This window comes from Nocardia sp. NPDC024068 (assembly GCF_040638875.1).
Taxonomy (GTDB): Bacteria; Actinomycetota; Actinomycetes; order Mycobacteriales; family Mycobacteriaceae; genus Nocardia.
Genome location: NZ_JBEZYU010000026.1, coordinates 60,893 through 77,667, shown reverse-complemented (window position 1 = coordinate 77,667; position 16,775 = coordinate 60,893). Strand labels below are relative to the sequence as shown.

Here is a 16,775-nt window from a genome sequence, read left to right as displayed (position 1 = left end):
GCTGTCAGCCCTCGAGACTCGCGGCTGCGCCGCCTCGCTTCGAGGGCTGACAGCAGACGCGGGCCGAACCCTTTCAGGGCCTCGCTGAACTCGGCGCCGAGGGGGTGGCCCGTACTGTAGATCGGGCCTGCTCGGAGCGTTGCCGGGTTGTCGCGTTGCGACCGCGCGGCACGCAGTGTGCGGTTGCCGGTCCATAGGTTGTGGCCTGTGCGCACTTCCATGATCGCGGAGCCGGCTCAGGCGGGCGGGTACAAATTCTGTTGAGTTTTCGGCGAGTCGGGCCTTCGTGCTTCACGTATGAGGCGTGGGAGGCCCGGGTCGCGGGCAAGCGATCGGCGAGAACCACGTGGTCGAGCGGCCTGTTCTTGGGGACCGCATGCCGCGGTGCGGCCGCTCGACCTCTTGCCCTTTACACCAGTTCCAGGCCCGGAACCGGGCCGCGACCTGCGGGGACTCCGTAGGTGGTGGTGCGTTCGCGGACGGGGCGTCCTATGCCTTCCGCTATTTCTGTGAGTTCGGCCACCGTTTTCGCCGAGCCGTGCTGGGAGCCCGCCATCCGGGAGATGGTCTCCTCCATGAGGGTGCCGCCGAGGTCGTTGGCGCCGCTGCGCAGCATCACCTGGGTGCCGGTGGTGCCGAGCTTCACCCAGCTGGTCTGGATATTGTCGATACGGCCGTGCAGCATGATCCGCGACAGAGCGTGGGCGGCGCGGTTGTCGCGGTTGGTGGGGCCGGGGCGGGAGGCGCCCGCCAGATACAGCGGGGCACTCTGATGCACGAACGGCAGCAGCACGAATTCGGTGAAACCACCGGTTTCGTCCTGGATGCCGCGCAGCACCCGCAGATGCCCGACCCAGTGGCTCGGGTTGTCGACGTGGCCGTACATCATCGTCGAACTGGACCGGATCCCCACCTGATGCGCCGTGGTGACCACATCGATCCAGGCCGAGGCCGGCAGTTTGCCCTTGGTGAGCACCCAGCGGACCTCGTCATCGAGGATTTCCGCGGCCGTTCCGGGAATGGTGCCGAGACCGGCTTCCTTCAACGCGGTCAGCCAGTCCCGCACACTCTCGCCGCCGCGGGAGGCGCCGTTGACGATCTCCATCGGGCTGAAGGCGTGCACATGCATGGCGGGCACCCGGGCCTTCACCGCGCGCACCAGATCGGCATATCCGGTGACCGGCAGATCGGGATCGATACCGCCCTGCATGCAGACCTCGGTCGCACCGTCCACATAGGCTTCCCAGGCCCGGTCGGCGACCTCGTCGGTGCTGAGTGTGAACGCGTCGGCGTCGCCCTTGCGCTGGGCGAAAGCGCAGAAGCGGCAGCCGGTGTAGCAGATATTGGTGAAGTTGATATTGCGGTTCACCACGTAGGTGACATCGTCACCGTTGACATCGCGACGCAACTGGTCGGCCAGTCCGGCCACGGCCTCCAGGTCGGCACCGTCGGCGGTGGCCAGCGCCAGATACTGGGCGTCGGTGAGCCCGGCCGGGTCCTTCTCGGCGGCGCGCAGGGCTGCCAGCACATCGGCGTCGAGTCGCGGGGCGGCCGCCAGGTCCCGGACCTGCTCCCGGATGGTGTCCCAGTCGCCGAACGCGTTATCGATATCGCTGCGGGTATCGGTATTGCGGCCGGCGGTGTCGATCGCCGTGTTCAGATCGGTCCGGCCGGCCGACTCCCAGGTCTCGTCCGGTTCCTGCCAGGGCAGACCCACCGGCCGCGCCTCACTGTCGGCCAATCCGGTCTCCGGATCGGTGAGGGCGGCGACGTGCGCGCCGATCCGCGGGTCGATCCACGGGCTGCCGGCCCGCACATATTTCGGATGCGCCGAGGTGCGTTCCACCAGCTCGAACCCGGCCGCGGCGGTGAGTTCGGCGAGCGCATCGAGGTTGGGCCAGGGCCGTTCGGGGTTGACATGGTCGGGGGTGACCGGCGAAACGCCGCCCCAATCATCGATCCCGGCCTCCAGCAGGGCCCGGCACTCCTCGCCCGATACCAGGTTCGGCGGCGCCTGCACCGAGACGTCCGGTCCGAGCAGCAGCCGGGTCACCGCGATGGTCGCGAGGAATTCGGTCAGGTCGGCGTCGGGCGCGTGCCGCATCGCGGTGTCGTCCTTGGCCCGGAAGTTCTGCACGATCACTTCCTGGATATGCCCGAACGCCTTGTGCTGTTTGCGGATCGCCAGAATCGTGTCGGCCCGCTCGGCGATCGTCTCGCCGATACCGACCAGAATTCCGGTGGTGTAGGGCACGGACAGCCGCCCCGCGTCGGTGATGGCGCGCAACCGGACCGCGGGATCCTTGTCGGGACTGCCGTAGTGGCAGTTGCCCTTTTCGGTGAACAGCCTGGTCGAGGTGGTTTCCAGCATCATGCCCATCGACTGGGCCACCGGCTTGAGACGGGAGATCTCCTCCCACGACATCACCCCGGGGTTCAGATGCGGCAGCAGCCCGGTCTCCTCGAGCACCAGGATGGATACCGCGCGCAGGTAGTCCAGGGTGGAGTCGTAACCGCGCTCGTCGAGCCACTGCGCGGCCTCCGGCCAGCGCGCCTCCGGGCGGTCACCCAGGGTGAACAACGCCTCCTTACAGCCCAGTTCGGCGCCGCGGCGGGCGATATCGAGAACCTCGTCCGGTTCCAGGAACATGCCGCGGCCCTGGGCGCGCAGTTTGCCCGGCACGGTGACGAACGTGCAGTAGTGGCAGGTGTCGCGGCACAGGTGGGTCAGCGGGATGAACACATTGCGCGAATAGGTGATGGTGGCCGGGCGGCCGGCCGAGGCGAGCCCGGCGTCGCGAACCCGGGCCGCGCTGCGGGACAGGTCGGCCAGATCGTCGCCGCGGGCATGCAGCAGGACCGTGGCTTCGTCGGCATTCAGGGTGACCCCGTCACGTGCCCGGCGCAGCGCCCGGCGCATGGCGGACGGGGTCGGCACGGGGGTCGGGACGCTCGGTTTTCCTAGCTCGGTCACGCCCTCGATCATGCGGCACACATCCGGAACTGTCTCCTCCCAGGTCGTTGAGCGTTCACAACCGTGGTGTAGTTCGGGCTATTCCGTGCAGGTCACAGCTGCGGGGACAATCGGGTCCGGCGGTTCCGGCCGTTCCTGAGAGGCCGGAGCGCCGTTCTCGGCCGGACCGGCCGACCCGACACCGTGCGACGATGAATATATGACGCCGGACAGCCTGCCGCGGTCACCCGATCTTCTGACCGAGCCGTCGTGGCGGCCGAGTCCACGCGCGAAAACCTTCTGGACTGTGCAGACTGCCCTGGGATGGCTGTTCGTTCTCGCCGTACTGCTCGGGTGGTTCGCCCTCGACGACGGTCGGCGGCCGTGGCAGATCGCGGCCCTGCTGATCGCGGTTCCGGTCGCGGTGGCCGCCACGATCGCGGTACCGCGGTGGCGGTACCGGGTGCACCGCTGGGAGGTCACCGAGGAGGCCGTGTACAGCCGGGTCGGCTGGCTGACCCAGGAGAGCCGGGTCGCGCCGATCTCGCGAGTGCAGACCGTGGATACCGAACGCGGCCCGCTGGAACGGCTGTTCGGGCTCTCCACGATCACGGTGACCACTGCGTCCTCAGCGGGCGCGGTCCGTATCGAATTGCTCGACGGATCGGTGGCCGACCGCACGGTGGCACGCCTGACCGAGGTCGCCGCGCGGCACCGCGGTGACGCGACATGACCGGGCCCCCGGAACCGGGAGCGGCCCCGGGGCCGGAGCCCCGAACCCCGGGCGCCGATGCGCCCGACCCCTGGCTACGGCTGGACCGCCGGATGCTGCTGGTGCATCCGGTCCAGGAGATCGTGAAATTCCTGCCCGCGGTGATCGGCGCCGCGATCCTCGGGGTCAGTTCCGGAAACCCGCTGTACGCGCTGCTGGGCCTGGTGGTCGTGATCCCCTACGGGCTCGCGATCTGGTTCACCACGACCTACCGGATCGGTCCCACCCATGTGGAACTGCGCACAGGAGTCCTGCGGCGGAAACGGCTGTCGGTGCCGCGCGCGCGAATCCGGTCGGTCGATATCGAGGCCGATCCGCTGCACCGGATCCTGGGATTGGCCGCCGTGGTCATCGGCACCGGCCAGGAAGCCGGATCCGAGGACAAGTTCACCCTGGACGCGCTGGCCGCCGACCAGGTGCGGCCGCTGCGCACCCAGCTGCTGGCGCACACCCGCGAACCTCATCACGCCGCCGATGAACCCGGTTCGGCCGCACCCGATCCGGCCGCCCCGGCATCGGCGCCGAAAACCCTCGAACCGCGGGGCGGCCGGGAGATCGGGCACTGGCAGTCGCGCTGGGTCCGCTACGCGCCACTATCGCTGACCGGGTTCGCGCTGGCGGCCTCGGCGCTCGGCCTGGCCGCACAATTCGGCTACGGCGCGGCCGAGGTCGAGATCACCCGCGAAACCGTGCGCAGTTTCCGGGATTTCGGTGTCGCGGCACTGCTGATCGCCGTGCTCCTCGCGCTGGCCGCGCTGGTGGTCCTGGTCAGCGCGGCGGCCTGCGCCCACTATCTGATCACCTATTACGGCCTGCGGGTCATCGATTACGGGAGCACCCTGCAGATCCGCCGCGGCCTGTTCACGCTGCGCCAGATCACGCTGGACACCGCGCGCCTGCGCGGTGCGACCATCCGGGAACCCCTGCTGTTGCGCGCGGCGCGCGCCGCACAGCTGGAGGCGATCATGACCGGTGAGAACCCCCGGCAGAAGATCCTCCCGCAGGCACCGCGTGAAGCCGTGGAACACACGCTGGCCCATCTGCTGAGCCCACACCGGCACGACGGGCCCCCCGCGTCCGGCGACCGGCTCGCGCACCTGACGACACTGGCCGAGATCCCGCTGATCCCGCACGGTCCGGCGGCGCGGCGGCGCCGCCATATCCGGGCCGGCTGGCCCGGCCCGCTGCTCGCGGCCGCGCTGCTGCTCGCCACCGCGGCCGGCTGGGAGTTCTCGGCGTGGTGGTGGTTGCTACCGGTCTGCCTGGTGCCGGTGGGTGCGCTACTGGCCGAGGACCGTTACCGCGGCCTCGGCCATGCGATCCTCCCCGCGACCACCGGCTCCCCCACCTGGTTGATCGTGCGCTCCGGCTCCCTGGACCGGGCCCGGTCCTGCCTCGAGGCGCCCGGCATAATCGGCTGGTCCGTACGACAGACCCTCTGGCAGCGCCGTTCCGGCCTGGTGACCCTGGGTGCGGTGACCGCCGCGGGTAAGAAGGTGTACGTGCTCGAGGACCTCCCCCTCGACCGGGCCCGGCCGGTGCTGGAGGCCGTCACGCCCGGGCTGCGCGGGCCGTTACGCGATCCCGAAACCGCCGCGTCGTGAGTCCGGGCTCGCCGGATCAGGTCTGACTGTGCCGGGTGGCGGCCACCCTGAGCTCCGGTTCGTCGGCCACCACGCGGAGATCCGGGCGCTGGTCCGGACTGGAGTGGTCGCCCCGCCATGACAGCAGTGACCACCTGGACAGCCCCGATAACGCCGAACCGAGGCTGGCGAAGGATCCGCTGGAAATGATCGAGCCGAAGGAACCGATCGAGCCGATCGACAAGAAGGAACCGACACTGCCGACGGACAGGATCGAATACGCCGACCCGATCGACAAAATCGATCCCTCGGACCGGATAGAAAGAATCGAGCGCGAGGAGCCTCGGCTCTTACGGGACCCATTCGAGGTATCGACAGTCACCATGGCCCCGGTCTACCACAATCGCACGTCGAATGCGGCCGGATACGAGCCCGGAGCGGAGCCATATGGCTCCGGTCCGGGCTCAACCGGTGCTCTATTTATCCGACGGTGAAGAATCCGATGGTCGGCGCGAAGGTGCAGCTGCGGACCTCGGTTTCGGTGGCCTGGGTGGTGAGCCCGCCGCCGATCACCGCGACGATCCGGCCGGCCCCGGTCTCGGCGATCGCCGAGAGGGTGGCCGGGCCGTCCGGGTTGATCTTGGCCGCGTCGGTCAGCGGCTGGGAGCCCGAGGCGCCGGTGTCGAGGTTGCGCCACTGCACCATCAGCGGTTGCGTCTGCTCGGCCGTCGGTCGCTCGGTGCCCAGTGCGGTGAAGACGAAACCGGTCTGCCCGGCGGCCGGGCCCGGCGGCGGCAGTTGCGCGGGGCCGGGAACGGCCAGCGCGGTGCCGATCGAATCACCGGACGGGGCAATGCAGCCCTTACCGATTGTCGGGTACAGGAACTGGGCGATCGCCGGGCCGGATTCCGGAATGTCGGGGCCGCCACCACCACTGCCGTCCAGGAAGGTGATGACCCGTTCCAGGGTCGCTTCGATCTGCGGCGGCAGATTCACCGTGTCCAGAAGCGCGCGGGCCTGCGCCAGGATGGCCGCCTGGGGGCTACCCGGGGCGGCGATATCCTGCGCGGCGGGGGCCGGCGCGTTGACGATGGCCGGGGCCAGGGCGGCGAGAACGTCGGTGGGGACCCCTTCGGGGACCATCGGGACGCTGCTCACCGATGCCTCCGTGGCCGGATCCGCGACGGCTGTCGCGGGCGCCACGAGGGAGGCGCTCGCCGCGAAGGCGAGCGCGGACAATGCGATCCGCGATCCTCGGGTGCGAAGCACTGGTCTAGCCGTCCTTACCTCGGGTACATCTGGGCGACGCTGAAAAGCCGTCGTTTCGGGGTCACTCTAAGGACACTGCCGCGCGTTGTACAGCACCGGGGTCGGGATTGCGAGCCCCGTTTCGCTGTGCTACCGAGCAGTAGGTGTAAGTGTAGTGACGGGTGTGAAAACTGTGGCGGCAACAGCCGGGTGTCGCGATAGGTTGCTCAATGGTTACCGGACCTACGGCCGAATGGTTACCGGATGCACCGGAGGGCGCCCCGGAGCCGCATTCCGCGCCGCGGCCGAGGCTCGCGCGGGACCCGGAACGGGTCGGGTTAATGTAGTCCGAGCCGGAAACTCCTGCCGACGCGCGCAACCGCACCGGGCCCGGCCGCCGGAGCGGAACTAGTCGAAAGCTCCTGGATTGAATCTGCCCAGCGCCCGGACCGATATTCGGGGGTTCGTACCGTTTCGCGCGGCCCTGGCCGTGCTCGGGATCAGCGTGCTGGTGCGCCTGCTGTGGATGCTGCTCACCCCGAACGGGATGAACCTGGTCGACCTGCACGTCTACGTCGACGGGTCGGCGGCACTGCTCACCGACCACCTCTACGACTTCACCTACGCCGAGAAGACTCCGGATTTCCCGCTGCCCTTCACCTATCCGCCGTTCGCGGCGGTGGTGTTCTACCCGCTGCACTTCCTGCCGTTCACGGTGGTCGCGGTGCTGTGGCTGTTCGCGATCGTCGCGGCCCTGTACTGGGTGGTGCGGATCTGCTTCGAACTGCTGCTGGGTCCCGAGGCGCTGCGTGATCCGGGCCGGCGTACCGCGATGGTGGGGTGGACCGCGGTGGGACTGTGGTTCGAGCCGGTGCGCACCACCATCGACTACGGGCAGGTCAACGTCTTCCTCATGCTCGGCGTGATGATCGCGATCCGCAGCACCCGGTGGTGGCTGTCGGGCGCGCTGGTGGGGGTGGTCGCCGGCATCAAACTCACCCCGGCGATCAGCGGCCTCTACTTCGTCGCGCGGCGGCGCTGGGCGGCCGTGGCGTGGTCGGCCGCGGTCTTCGGGCTGACGGTGGGCGCCAGTTTCCTGATCAATCCGGCGGAGACCCGTCGTTATTTCGGCACCCTGCTCGGCGACGCCGATCGCATCGGGCCGGTGGGCTCGGTATGGAACCAGTCGCTGCGGGGTGCGCTGAGCCGGCTGCTGGGCAGCGATGTCGGCACCGGTCCGTGGTGGATCGCGGGTGTACTGGTGATCGCCACGCTGGGCTGGTTCGCCTGGCGCTCCCTGCGTCGCGACGATCTGCTGGGTACGGCGCTGATCGTGCAACTCTTCGGCCTGATGGTCTCGCCGATCTCCTGGTCCCACCATTGGGGCTGGCTGTTACCGGCGGTGCTGTGGCTGCTCTACGGCCCGTTCCGGGACGTGCCGGGGGCGCGGATCCTGGCCGGCTATTGGCTGTTGACCACGCTGATCGGCGCCCCTTGGGTGCTGTCGTTCCTGCAGGATTCGATCTGGACCATCTCCCGCTGGGGAGTCTGGTCCTGGCTGGGGGCGGTCGACACGATCGGCGTACTCGCCCTCTACGGGTGGACCATCTGGGCGGGCCGCCGGACCGCGGCCCGGGTCAGCCCGCCAGCCGATCTATCTCCCGGGCCAGCGATACGTCCTGTGCCGTGAGACCACCCTCGGAGTGGGTGGACAGCGCGAACGTGACCTTTCGCCAGCGGATATCGATATCGGGATGATGGTTCGCGGCCTCGGCCACCTCGGCGACCCGCCGGACCAGTTCGATCCCGGCGGGGAACGATTCCGCTTCGACGGTCCGGCTGATGACATCACCCGCGCGAGTCCACCCGGGCAGGGATTCGAGCGCTTCCGAGATTTCCGTATCGGACAACAGTGGTGTGGTCATATCGCCGTGGTACCCCGAACCGCGGCGGCTAACAACGGCCGCGCACGATTCAGGCGGCGCGGGCCTTCTTCAGGCCCTTCTTCAGTTCCTTGCCGCTCGCGCCCGTGGCTTCCAGGCGCTTCATCCGCATAATGACGACAGGGCATTTCACGCAGCGCGTCTTCTTACGACAGCACTTCTTCTTCGGCTTGAGGCTCGAAACCTCGCTCGCCTTGACCTTGCCCATGCGGGTTAGCATACCCTTACCTCCGGGCGCCGCCAGCAGGCCACCGGCTTCCCGGTAGGGTGTAACCGGCCCAGATGCCCGGTGAGTTTCGAATCTCCCTGTCGCAGGGTCCGGCCGCAAGCAACAGTTAACAGCAGGAGGAACCGGCGTGTCGTCTACACGCGATTTTCGCAACGTAGCCATCGTGGCCCACGTCGACCACGGTAAGACGACGCTCGTCGACGCCATGCTGCGGCAGTCCGGCGCTTTCGCCGAGCGCGCCGAACCGGTCGACCGAGTGATGGATTCCGGCGATCTGGAACGCGAGAAGGGCATCACCATTCTCGCCAAGAACACCGCCGTACACCGGCACCACCCCGACGGCACCGTCACCGTCATCAATGTCATCGACACCCCCGGCCACGCCGATTTCGGCGGCGAGGTCGAACGCGGCCTGTCCATGGTCGACGGTGTGGTGCTGCTGGTCGACGCCTCCGAGGGCCCGCTGCCGCAGACCCGGTTCGTCCTGCGCAAGGCGCTGGCGGCCTGTCTGCCGGTGATCCTGGTGGTCAACAAGACCGACCGCCCCGACGCGCGTATCGCCGAGGTCGTCGAGGAAAGCCACGATCTGCTGCTGGACCTGGCCTCCGACCTCGACGACGACGCCGCCGAAGCCGCCGAACTGGCCCTGGATCTGCCCGTCCTCTACGCCTCCGGCCGCGCGGGTAAGGCATCCAAGGAGCAGCCGCAGAACGGCGAGGTGCCGAACGCGGAGAACCTGGACGCGCTGTTCGACGTGCTGTTCGAGAACATCCCCGCCCCCAAGGGCGATGTGACCGCGCCGCTGCAGGCCCATGTCACCAACCTCGACGCCTCGGCCTTCCTGGGCCGGCTGGCGCTGGTGCGAATCCACAACGGCGAACTGCGTAAGGGCCAGAACGTCGCGTGGATGCACGCGGACGGGGTCAAGAACGTCAAGATCACCGAGCTGCTGCAGACCATCGGGGTGGAACGGCAGCCGGGTGAGGTCGCGGTGGCCGGCGATATCGTCGCGGTCGCGGGTATCACCGACATCATGATCGGCGATACGCTCGCCGATCCGGAGAACGCGGTCGCGCTGCCCCGCATCACCGTGGACGAACCGGCCATCTCGGTGGTCATCGGCACCAACACCTCGCCGCTGGTCGGCCGGGTGCAGGGCCACAAGCTCACCGCCCGCATGGTGAAATCGCGCCTCGACCAAGAGCTGGTCGGCAACGTCTCGCTGCGGGTGCTCGATATCGGCCGCCCGGACGCCTGGGAGGTGCAGGGCCGCGGCGAACTCGCGCTGGCGATCCTGGTCGAGCAGATGCGCCGCGAAGGTTTCGAACTGACCGTCGGCAAACCGCAGGTGGTGACCCGGCAGGTCGACGGCAAGGTGCACGAGCCCTACGAGGAGCTCACCATCGACTGCCCGGACGAGTACCTGGGCGCCATCACGCAGCTGCTGGCCGCCCGCAAGGGCAAGATGGTGCAGATGAACAACCACGCCGCCGGCTGGGTGCGGATGGAGTTCATCGTGCCCTCGCGCGGACTGATCGGGTTCCGCACCGATTTCCTGACCGAGACCCGCGGCACCGGTATCGCCAACGCCGTCTCGCACGGATACGCGCCGTGGGCCGGGGAGATCCGGGCCCGGCACACCGGCTCGCTGGTGTCCGACCGGTCCGGCAGCGTGACCCCGTTCGCCATGATCCAGCTCTCCGATCGCGGTCAGTTCTTCGTCGAGCCGGGCGCGGAGACCTACGAGGGCATGGTCGTCGGGATCAACCCGCGCGCCGAGGATCTCGATATCAACGTGACCAAAGAGAAGAAGCTCACCAATATGCGGTCCTCCACCGCCGATGTGATGGAGACGCTCGCCAAACCGCTGCAGCTGGACCTGGAAATGGCCATGGAATTCTGCGCGGCGGACGAATGCGTCGAGGTGACGCCGGAGTTCGTGCGGGTGCGCAAGGTCACCCTGGGTGCCACCGAACGGGCCCGGGAACTGTCGCGCCGCAAGGCGCGCGACCGGGCCGCGCTGTAAGCGGTTTCGCCGCCGGACGGGGCGGCACGGGTTTGGGTAGAGTGCCGAAGGTGATTTCGGGGAGGCGCGCGGTGCGGCGCGGGCTGCTTGTGCTCGTGGCGGTGCTCGTTCCGGTAATGGCCGGATGCACCGCCGACCCGCCGCCGCCCATTGCCAGTACGGACAGTCCGAAGACCGAACCGGCACAGCCGACCAAGAACACGGTCGTGGTCGCCATCGACGACATCGGGATCGGGTTCAACCCGCATCTGCGGTCCAACCAGTCCCCGGCGACGGCGGCGGTGGCCGCGATGGTGCTGCCGAGCCCGTTCCGCCCGACCCCCGATCCGGCGGCACCCGGCGCCACCCTGTGGGTGCCCGACAACGACCTGATCGAATCGGCGACCGTCACCGCGCAGGCACCGTTCACTCTCACCTACAAACTGAAGGACCAGGCCAACTGGTCCGATGGGGCGCCGATCGCGGCCGAGGACTTCTGGTACCTGTGGCAGCAGATGATCACCCAGCCCGGTGTCATCGACCCGGCCGGCTATCGGCTGATCTCCGAGGTGCGTTCGTCCTACGGCGGCAAAACGGTCACCGTGGTCATGAACGAGCCCTACCCCGCGTGGCCGCAACTGTTCGCGAATCTGCTGCCCTCACATCTGATGAAGGACTCCCCGGGCGGTTTCCAGCGGACCCTGGTGGAGCAGATCCCGGTTTCGGGCGGCAATTTCACCATCGAATCCGCCGACCCCGGCCGCGACGAGATCCTGCTGGAACGCAACGACCGGTTCTGGGGCACCCCGGCCCGGCCGGACCAGATCCTGTTGCGCCGCGGCGGGACCCCCTCCCAGCTCGCGGATTCGCTGCGCACCGGCGATACCCAGATGGCGCTGGTCCACGGCGGCGTCGCCACCCGGGCCCAGCTGGCGGCCATCCCCTCGGTACGGACCGCGATCATGCCGCAGTCGCGGCAGTTACGGCTCTCGTTGAACGGCCGCGACGGCGTGCTCAGCGATCACCGGGTGCGCACGGCGGTGCTCGCGCTGCTCGATCCGGCGCTGCTCGCCACGGTCGGCGCGCAGACCGGGAACTGGGTGGAACCGGTCCGCGCCCAGGTACTCTCCCCCTCCGACCCCGGCTACGCCCCGACCGAACCGCCGCGGCTCTCCACCGAGCAGGCGTTCGACCTGCTGGCCACCGCCGGATTCGGCCGGGCCCCCGAGCCGCCGCCGGTCTCGGCGACCTCACCCGCTCCGCGACCGCGTTCACTGGCCCGCAACGGGGAACCGCTGGCACTCCGGATCGGTGCGGTGACCGGCGACGACACCGGTCTGGCGGTGGCCAACACGGCAGCCGACCAGTTGCGCAGCGCCGGGATCGACGCCACGGTACGCCCGCTGCCCGCCGACGAGCTCTACGGGAAAGAGCTCGTGGAAGGTGGCGTCGACGCCGTTGTCGGCTGGGAGGCCACCGGCGGCGATCCGGCGACGGCACTGGCGTCCCGGTACGGCTGCCCGCCCGTGGCGCCCACCCGGACCACGACCGACGACGGCGAGGAAACCGAGGTACCGGCGGCCGTGGAGGCGGCCCGGCAGGCGCCGAGCAATCTGTCCGGTGTCTGCGCACCGGATTTCCAGCCGGCGATCGACGGTGCGCTGCACGGGGTGGAGGTACCCCGGACCCTGGGCGAGGCGGAGCCGCGGCTGTGGGGCGAATCGACGGTGCTGCCGATCGTGCAGGACAACGTGGTCGCCGCCGCCGGTCCGTCGGTGGACGGCGCCTCGCTGAGCGGTGCGATCCAGGCCGGGATATTCGGCGATGCGGCCATGTGGCGGCGGCTACCGTGACCGCCGCCGCCGGCACCGGTGGACTGCTGCTGGTGCACGCCCATCCCGACGACGAAACCATCACCACCGGGGGCACCATCGCCCACTATCGGCGCCGCGGGGTACCGGTGACGGTGGTGACCTGCACCCTCGGTGAGGAAGGTGAAGTCGTCGGCGACCGGTGGGCCGGCCTGACCGCCGACCGCGCCGATCAGCTCGGTGGCTACCGGATCGCCGAACTCACCCGGGCACTGGCCGAACTCGACGCCGGATCGCCCTGCTTCCTGGGCGGCGCCGGCCGCTGGCGCGACTCCGGAATGGCCGGCACCGCCGCGGCGCGGCATCCGCGTGCCTTCGTGAACTCCGGTGACGCCGCCGTCGCGGAACTCACCGAGACGATCCTGGCCCGGCGCCCCCGCGTGGTGGTGACCTACGACCCCGACGGCGGGTACGGGCATCCGGATCATATTCGCGCCCACCAGGTGACCACGGCCGCGGTGACCGCGGCCGCCGCGCGCGGCTGGGACACGCCCAAGTTCTACTGGACCGTGACCGACGCCGATATCCTGCACGATCACCTGCGGGCGCTGGCCCGGCGCACCGTGGACGCGCTGCCCGGTGCCCTGCCGCAGGGCTGGCGGCTCGCGGTGGACGACGAGCTGGCCTGCGTACCCGGCGCCGCGGTGACCACCACCATCGATGTCGCGGCCGAGCTCAACGCGAAACGGGCCGCGCTGCGCGCGCATGCCACCCAGCTCACCGTGTCGCCTTCCGGCCGGGAATTCGCGCTGACCAACATGGTCGCGCAGCCGATCCTGCCCGAAGAGCATTTCGTGCTGGCCCGCGGCCGTATCGGCCCGCGCGGATCGGACGGCCGGGAGGACGACCTGTTCGCCGGTCTGGGATGACGGGCCGCGGCGCCGGGCCGAATAGACTCGACCGTATGCAGCTCTGGGAGTTCCGATGACCAGCGCCACCGACGACAAGATCGGCGCGGATCCCGCGACGCGGTCCACAGCGCTGGTGGAGCGCGTGCTCGGTTCGGTGCTGATCGCCGTTCTGGTCCTGGTCGCGGTGATCGCGCTGATCGTCGAGGTGCTGTACCTGCCGCTGTATATCGGCGGCGTCGCGGTACCGGTCACCGCGATACTGGCCGCGCCCGTGAACCTGGCGCTGGTGTGGGCGGCGGGCACCGTGACCTCCCGGTTGTCGGTGCTGTTCCTGCCGATCGCGGCCTGGCTGGCGGCTTTCCTGGTGGCCGCGAGCAGCGGACCGGGCGGCGATATCCCGCTGCGCAGCGATCTGGGGACACTGCTGCTGTTCCTGTGCGGTGCGGTGGTGCCACTGATCTACATGTATGTGCTGGCGAACCGGCCGAAACCGGCCCGGACCTGACGGCACGGACCGGCTTGTTGCCCGGGCACTCGGCGAGTGCCGGTCACCAGGCGCCGTAGTTCGCGGCGAGGATATTGTTCACATCCACGCCCACCCCGTCGACCGTGCGGTCGTCGATCTCGAACTGGTGCAGATGCGCGGCCGGATGCACGAATGCCGCGGGGGTACCCCAGTCGTGCTGCCAGAACCAGCCGCCCACCCCCGCCAACCGGGCCAATTCGATGGTGGGCGCGTTGGCGTAGACCCCGGTGTTCTCCCGGCCGAGCACCGAATGCCAGCCGTGCAGGTAGGGCAGGATCATGGTCGCGAAATCGATCGGGGTGGGGTTGTCATCGATGGAGGCGTAGATGGGCCGGTTCTCCGGCCCGCCCGCCGCCCGGTGCAGTTCCAGACCGCGGGCCGCATGCCGCTTGCCGGCTTCGAGTCCGCCGCACCAATCCGCGGTGGGGCCCTTGCCGAACTGGTAGCAGGACACGATCGCCAGACCGGCCGCCCGCAACGCGTCGACTTCGCCTGCCCCCAGCGGTTTCCCGGTCATCCACTCCGCACCCGGCCGGCGGTCGGACACATACCGGATGACACCGAGATGACCCGCGTCCCGGATCGCGGCCGCCGAGGGCACTCCCCCGGCATAGTCGAGCAGTGTCCCCAGCGGCGCGGCCGTGGCACGGGCTCGCCCCAGCGCCGAACCCGCCGCCCCGGCAGCGGCAGCGGCGGCGGCGTATCCGAACAGGGCCCGGCGGGACAGAGATGAGACCATCGCAGACTCCTTCACACCCACGTGAACGGCAGCAGCGTGCCCGGCGCGCCTTCCCCATCCGAACCGCGCGCCGGGAGCCTTCAGCGTGAGGTCATTCCACCACAGGAGGTGTCCGATCTCGTGTCGGCGCGCGGAGTCCAGGATCCCGGGCGAACGCGGCCGCACCGGACCCCCGGAAGCGTCGCCGGGCGTCAGAGCAAACGGTCGATGCGCTGGGCCACGTCCACGGTCCGGCCGGCCGGGTCGGCGAGTTCGGCGCGCACCACTCGCACCACCTGGGCGACGATCTGTTTCCTGATCCCGGCGAGCACGCCCAGCGCGGCCGCCCGTACCCCCTGGGCCGCGTATTCGAGCCGGACGTCCTCCCGCAGCGGGGGATCGACCTCCACCACGATGAGCAGCGGGTCGGCGGCGTGGGCGGTGAGAACCAGCGGGATCTCCACCTCGGCCCGGTAGTGGTTGTCCTTGAGGACGTTGACGGTGATATCCAGCGAGACCGGCACCACCAGATCGAATCGCACGAGCGCGATATCGGCGTCGCCCGGCGAATCGGCCTCGGGGTTTTCCGCCGGGCGGTCGCTGATCCGCGGTTCGGCGACCGCACCGCGGACCGTCACCTCGGCCGCCGCCCGCGGACCGGTTCGCAGGGGCCCGATCTCGATCTGCCGTCCGGCCAGGCGGGTGGCGAATTCACCGACCCGTTCCCGGGTGACGATGCGCGGGAAGAAGCGGCGGCCGAATTCGGCGTAGTCGATCCAGTCGAACTCGGTGCGGGTGCGATGCGGAGACCGTTCGCGGGCCATGATGGCCTCGATATCGTAGATGCGGCTGCGCATCACCCCGGGATCGCGCAGCATGGCGTTCACCCGGTTGGCGACCTCGCGCTGCAGCAGGCCCGCGATCGGGTCGAGCATCCATTCGGCCACCGAATCGGCGGCGGCCAACCGCAGCAGGACCTGGACGTCGGTCCGGCGGACCTGCGGGATATCGATCACCACCAGCAGCGGATCCGCGGTGTGGGCGTGGAAGGTGAGGTCGATGGAGACCACGGTTTCCAGGCCCAGACGCTTACCGCCGAGCAGGATCTTCGCCGCCAGCGATACCGGTATCCGGACGCCGTAGGTGATCCGCGGGCCCCGGTGCACCACTTCCGGGCGGCCGATCCGGCCGCGGGCCAGGAATCCGGCGAGACCGGCGGGCCCCAGGTTGAACGGCCCGATGGCGAGTTCGCGGCCGGTGATCCCGGCGACCGCAGCCTCGATTCGTGATTCGGTCACCGCGTGGGTGACGAACCTCCTGCCGAATTCGGCGTAGTCGATCCATTCCGGATTGCCCAGTTCGATCGGTTCCATGAGTCGCTGTGACACCTTCACCTCCACCGCTGAAGATCACGGTACGCGATCGGGGTTCCGGGTCCGCAGGGTCGTCGGCGCCGCGCTACAACCGGCCGTATCCGACGATATCGATATCGGGGACGGAAGCGGGTTCCCAGCGTTCGATGCGCACGATATCGCCCTCGTTCCCGCCGATCGTGGTGACGGTCGCGCCCTCGGCGACCAGCACGATATTCGTATGCTGCCCGTACCGGCTGCCCGGCCCGTACAGGATCACATCACCGGTGGTGGGCCGGTATCCCGGATCGAACGCGACGAATCTGCCCCGGCTCTCGTAGTACTCCTGCAGGGTGTACACCCCGGGTATCCGCCAGGATCCGGAGTTGGGGTTGGCCAGTGGCATCCCGGCCTCGCGCAGCACCCAGCTCACGAAATTCGCGCACCAGGGTTCGTCGGTGCCCTCGGAATAGTCGGCACCGCTACCCGGATCGGCGAATTCGGTTTCGGCGGCGGCGACCACCGCGACCTGCGCGGGGGTCAGCACGGACCGGTCTATCGCGGGGAACTCGGTGAGCCGCTCCCCGACCAGCCCGTCCCCGGAACCCGGCAGTGCGCACGCGCCGACCGCGACCAGCACAGCCCCCATCACGACCGCCCACCGGAACATGCCCGGCCGGCGCACCTGAACTACCGCTCGTTTCCGCATATCGTCCCCTCCCGG

Annotated in this window: 15 protein-coding genes; 7 read left to right on the top strand and 8 right to left on the bottom strand. The window is 69.3% G+C overall.

Annotated features, from left to right (window positions below; genetic code table 11):
- Positions 1-409 precede the first annotated feature (409 nt).
- A complete protein-coding gene (locus AB0F41_RS20125) occupies positions 410-2,986 on the bottom strand; it encodes a bifunctional FO biosynthesis protein CofGH (RefSeq protein ID WP_357425904.1) in 2,577 nt (858 codons plus the stop codon).
- 187 nt (positions 2,987-3,173) lie between these two features.
- On the opposite strand from AB0F41_RS20125, the gene AB0F41_RS20120 reads away from it, so the two are divergent.
- A complete protein-coding gene (locus AB0F41_RS20120; protein WP_357425902.1) occupies positions 3,174-3,686 on the top strand; it encodes a PH domain-containing protein in 513 nt (170 codons plus the stop codon).
- Positions 3,683-5,329 (top strand): PH domain-containing protein, encoded by a 1,647-nt coding sequence (locus AB0F41_RS20115; RefSeq protein WP_357425900.1) that lies wholly within the window; start codon positions 3,683-3,685, stop codon positions 5,327-5,329. Before AB0F41_RS20120 ends, AB0F41_RS20115 begins: the two co-directional genes overlap by 4 nt.
- Positions 5,330-5,345: 16 nt before the next feature.
- Here AB0F41_RS20115 and AB0F41_RS20110 read toward each other — a convergent pair whose 3' ends face one another.
- Positions 5,346-5,693, bottom strand: coding sequence for a hypothetical protein (locus AB0F41_RS20110; RefSeq protein ID WP_357425898.1), 348 nt, complete (start codon positions 5,691-5,693; stop codon positions 5,346-5,348).
- 95 nt (positions 5,694-5,788) lie between these two features.
- Positions 5,789-6,577, bottom strand: coding sequence for a hypothetical protein (locus tag AB0F41_RS20105; RefSeq protein WP_357425896.1), 789 nt, complete (start codon positions 6,575-6,577; stop codon positions 5,789-5,791).
- A 505-nt stretch (positions 6,578-7,082) separates the two neighbouring features.
- Here AB0F41_RS20105 and AB0F41_RS20100 point away from each other — a divergent pair.
- On the top strand, positions 7,083-8,246 hold the full coding sequence (locus AB0F41_RS20100; RefSeq protein WP_357425914.1) for a mannosyltransferase: 1,164 nt from the start codon (positions 7,083-7,085) through the stop codon (positions 8,244-8,246).
- Here the strand turns inward: AB0F41_RS20100 and AB0F41_RS20095 are convergent.
- Entirely contained in the window at positions 8,194-8,481 is a 288-nt protein-coding gene (locus AB0F41_RS20095; RefSeq protein WP_357425894.1) for a 4a-hydroxytetrahydrobiopterin dehydratase, read from the bottom strand. The genes AB0F41_RS20100 and AB0F41_RS20095 overlap by 53 nt on opposite strands.
- Before the next feature lie 49 nt (positions 8,482-8,530).
- Positions 8,531-8,707 carry a hypothetical protein gene (locus tag AB0F41_RS20090; protein WP_168165626.1) on the bottom strand — a complete coding sequence of 59 codons (177 nt, stop codon included), beginning with the start codon at positions 8,705-8,707 and terminating at the stop codon, positions 8,531-8,533.
- A 148-nt stretch (positions 8,708-8,855) separates the two neighbouring features.
- Between AB0F41_RS20090 and typA the strand changes: the two genes are divergently transcribed.
- The 4 genes from typA (at position 8,856) to AB0F41_RS20070 (ending at position 13,960) form a co-directional block, all read left to right on the top strand.
- The gene (gene typA / locus AB0F41_RS20085; protein ID WP_357425892.1) at positions 8,856-10,754 is read left to right on the top strand and encodes a translational GTPase TypA; all 1,899 of its coding nucleotides are present in this window, start codon (positions 8,856-8,858) and stop codon (positions 10,752-10,754) included.
- A 116-nt stretch (positions 10,755-10,870) separates the two neighbouring features.
- Positions 10,871-12,586: an ABC transporter family substrate-binding protein gene (locus AB0F41_RS20080; protein WP_357425912.1), complete on the top strand. Its 1,716-nt coding sequence runs from the start codon at positions 10,871-10,873 to the stop codon at positions 12,584-12,586.
- Positions 12,583-13,473, top strand: coding sequence for an N-acetyl-1-D-myo-inositol-2-amino-2-deoxy-alpha-D-glucopyranoside deacetylase (mshB, locus tag AB0F41_RS20075; RefSeq protein ID WP_357425890.1), 891 nt, complete (start codon positions 12,583-12,585; stop codon positions 13,471-13,473). The genes AB0F41_RS20080 and mshB overlap by 4 nt, the downstream gene beginning before the upstream one ends.
- A 55-nt stretch (positions 13,474-13,528) precedes the next feature.
- Positions 13,529-13,960 carry a hypothetical protein gene (locus AB0F41_RS20070; RefSeq protein ID WP_357425888.1) on the top strand — a complete coding sequence of 144 codons (432 nt, stop codon included), beginning with the start codon at positions 13,529-13,531 and terminating at the stop codon, positions 13,958-13,960.
- 43 nt (positions 13,961-14,003) lie between these two features.
- Here the strand turns inward: AB0F41_RS20070 and AB0F41_RS20065 are convergent, their stop codons facing one another.
- The 3 genes from AB0F41_RS20065 to AB0F41_RS20055 form a co-directional block, all read right to left on the bottom strand.
- Positions 14,004-14,720: a DUF1906 domain-containing protein gene (locus AB0F41_RS20065; RefSeq protein ID WP_357425886.1), complete on the bottom strand. Its 717-nt coding sequence runs from the start codon at positions 14,718-14,720 to the stop codon at positions 14,004-14,006.
- A gap of 191 nt (positions 14,721-14,911) precedes the next feature.
- Positions 14,912-16,087 carry a hypothetical protein gene (locus AB0F41_RS20060; RefSeq protein WP_357425884.1) on the bottom strand — a complete coding sequence of 392 codons (1,176 nt, stop codon included), beginning with the start codon at positions 16,085-16,087 and terminating at the stop codon, positions 14,912-14,914.
- Between the two features lie 70 nt (positions 16,088-16,157).
- Complete coding sequence (locus tag AB0F41_RS20055; RefSeq protein WP_357425882.1) at positions 16,158-16,760, bottom strand: CHAP domain-containing protein; 603 nt, start codon at positions 16,758-16,760, stop codon at positions 16,158-16,160.
- Positions 16,761-16,775: the final 15 nt, after the last annotated feature.

What these genes read in the sequence shown, in the direction of transcription:
- AB0F41_RS20065 (WP_357425886.1), bottom strand. Translation starts at nt 14,720, where the DNA reads ATGGTCTCATCTCTGTCCCGCCGGGCCCTGTTCGGATACGCCGCCGCC.
- AB0F41_RS20120 (WP_357425902.1), top strand. Translation starts at nt 3,174, where the DNA reads ATGACGCCGGACAGCCTGCCGCGGTCACCCGATCTTCTGACCGAGCCG.
- AB0F41_RS20055 (WP_357425882.1), bottom strand. Translation starts at nt 16,760, where the DNA reads ATGCGGAAACGAGCGGTAGTTCAGGTGCGCCGGCCGGGCATGTTCCGG.
- AB0F41_RS20080 (WP_357425912.1), top strand. Translation starts at nt 10,871, where the DNA reads ATGGCCGGATGCACCGCCGACCCGCCGCCGCCCATTGCCAGTACGGAC.
- AB0F41_RS20090 (WP_168165626.1), bottom strand. Translation starts at nt 8,707, where the DNA reads ATGGGCAAGGTCAAGGCGAGCGAGGTTTCGAGCCTCAAGCCGAAGAAG.
- AB0F41_RS20115 (WP_357425900.1), top strand. Translation starts at nt 3,683, where the DNA reads ATGACCGGGCCCCCGGAACCGGGAGCGGCCCCGGGGCCGGAGCCCCGA.
- AB0F41_RS20070 (WP_357425888.1), top strand. Translation starts at nt 13,529, where the DNA reads ATGACCAGCGCCACCGACGACAAGATCGGCGCGGATCCCGCGACGCGG.
- AB0F41_RS20125 (WP_357425904.1), bottom strand. Translation starts at nt 2,986, where the DNA reads ATGATCGAGGGCGTGACCGAGCTAGGAAAACCGAGCGTCCCGACCCCC.
- AB0F41_RS20110 (WP_357425898.1), bottom strand. Translation starts at nt 5,693, where the DNA reads ATGGTGACTGTCGATACCTCGAATGGGTCCCGTAAGAGCCGAGGCTCC.
- AB0F41_RS20095 (WP_357425894.1), bottom strand. Translation starts at nt 8,481, where the DNA reads ATGACCACACCACTGTTGTCCGATACGGAAATCTCGGAAGCGCTCGAA.
- AB0F41_RS20100 (WP_357425914.1), top strand. Translation starts at nt 7,083, where the DNA reads ATGCTGCTCACCCCGAACGGGATGAACCTGGTCGACCTGCACGTCTAC.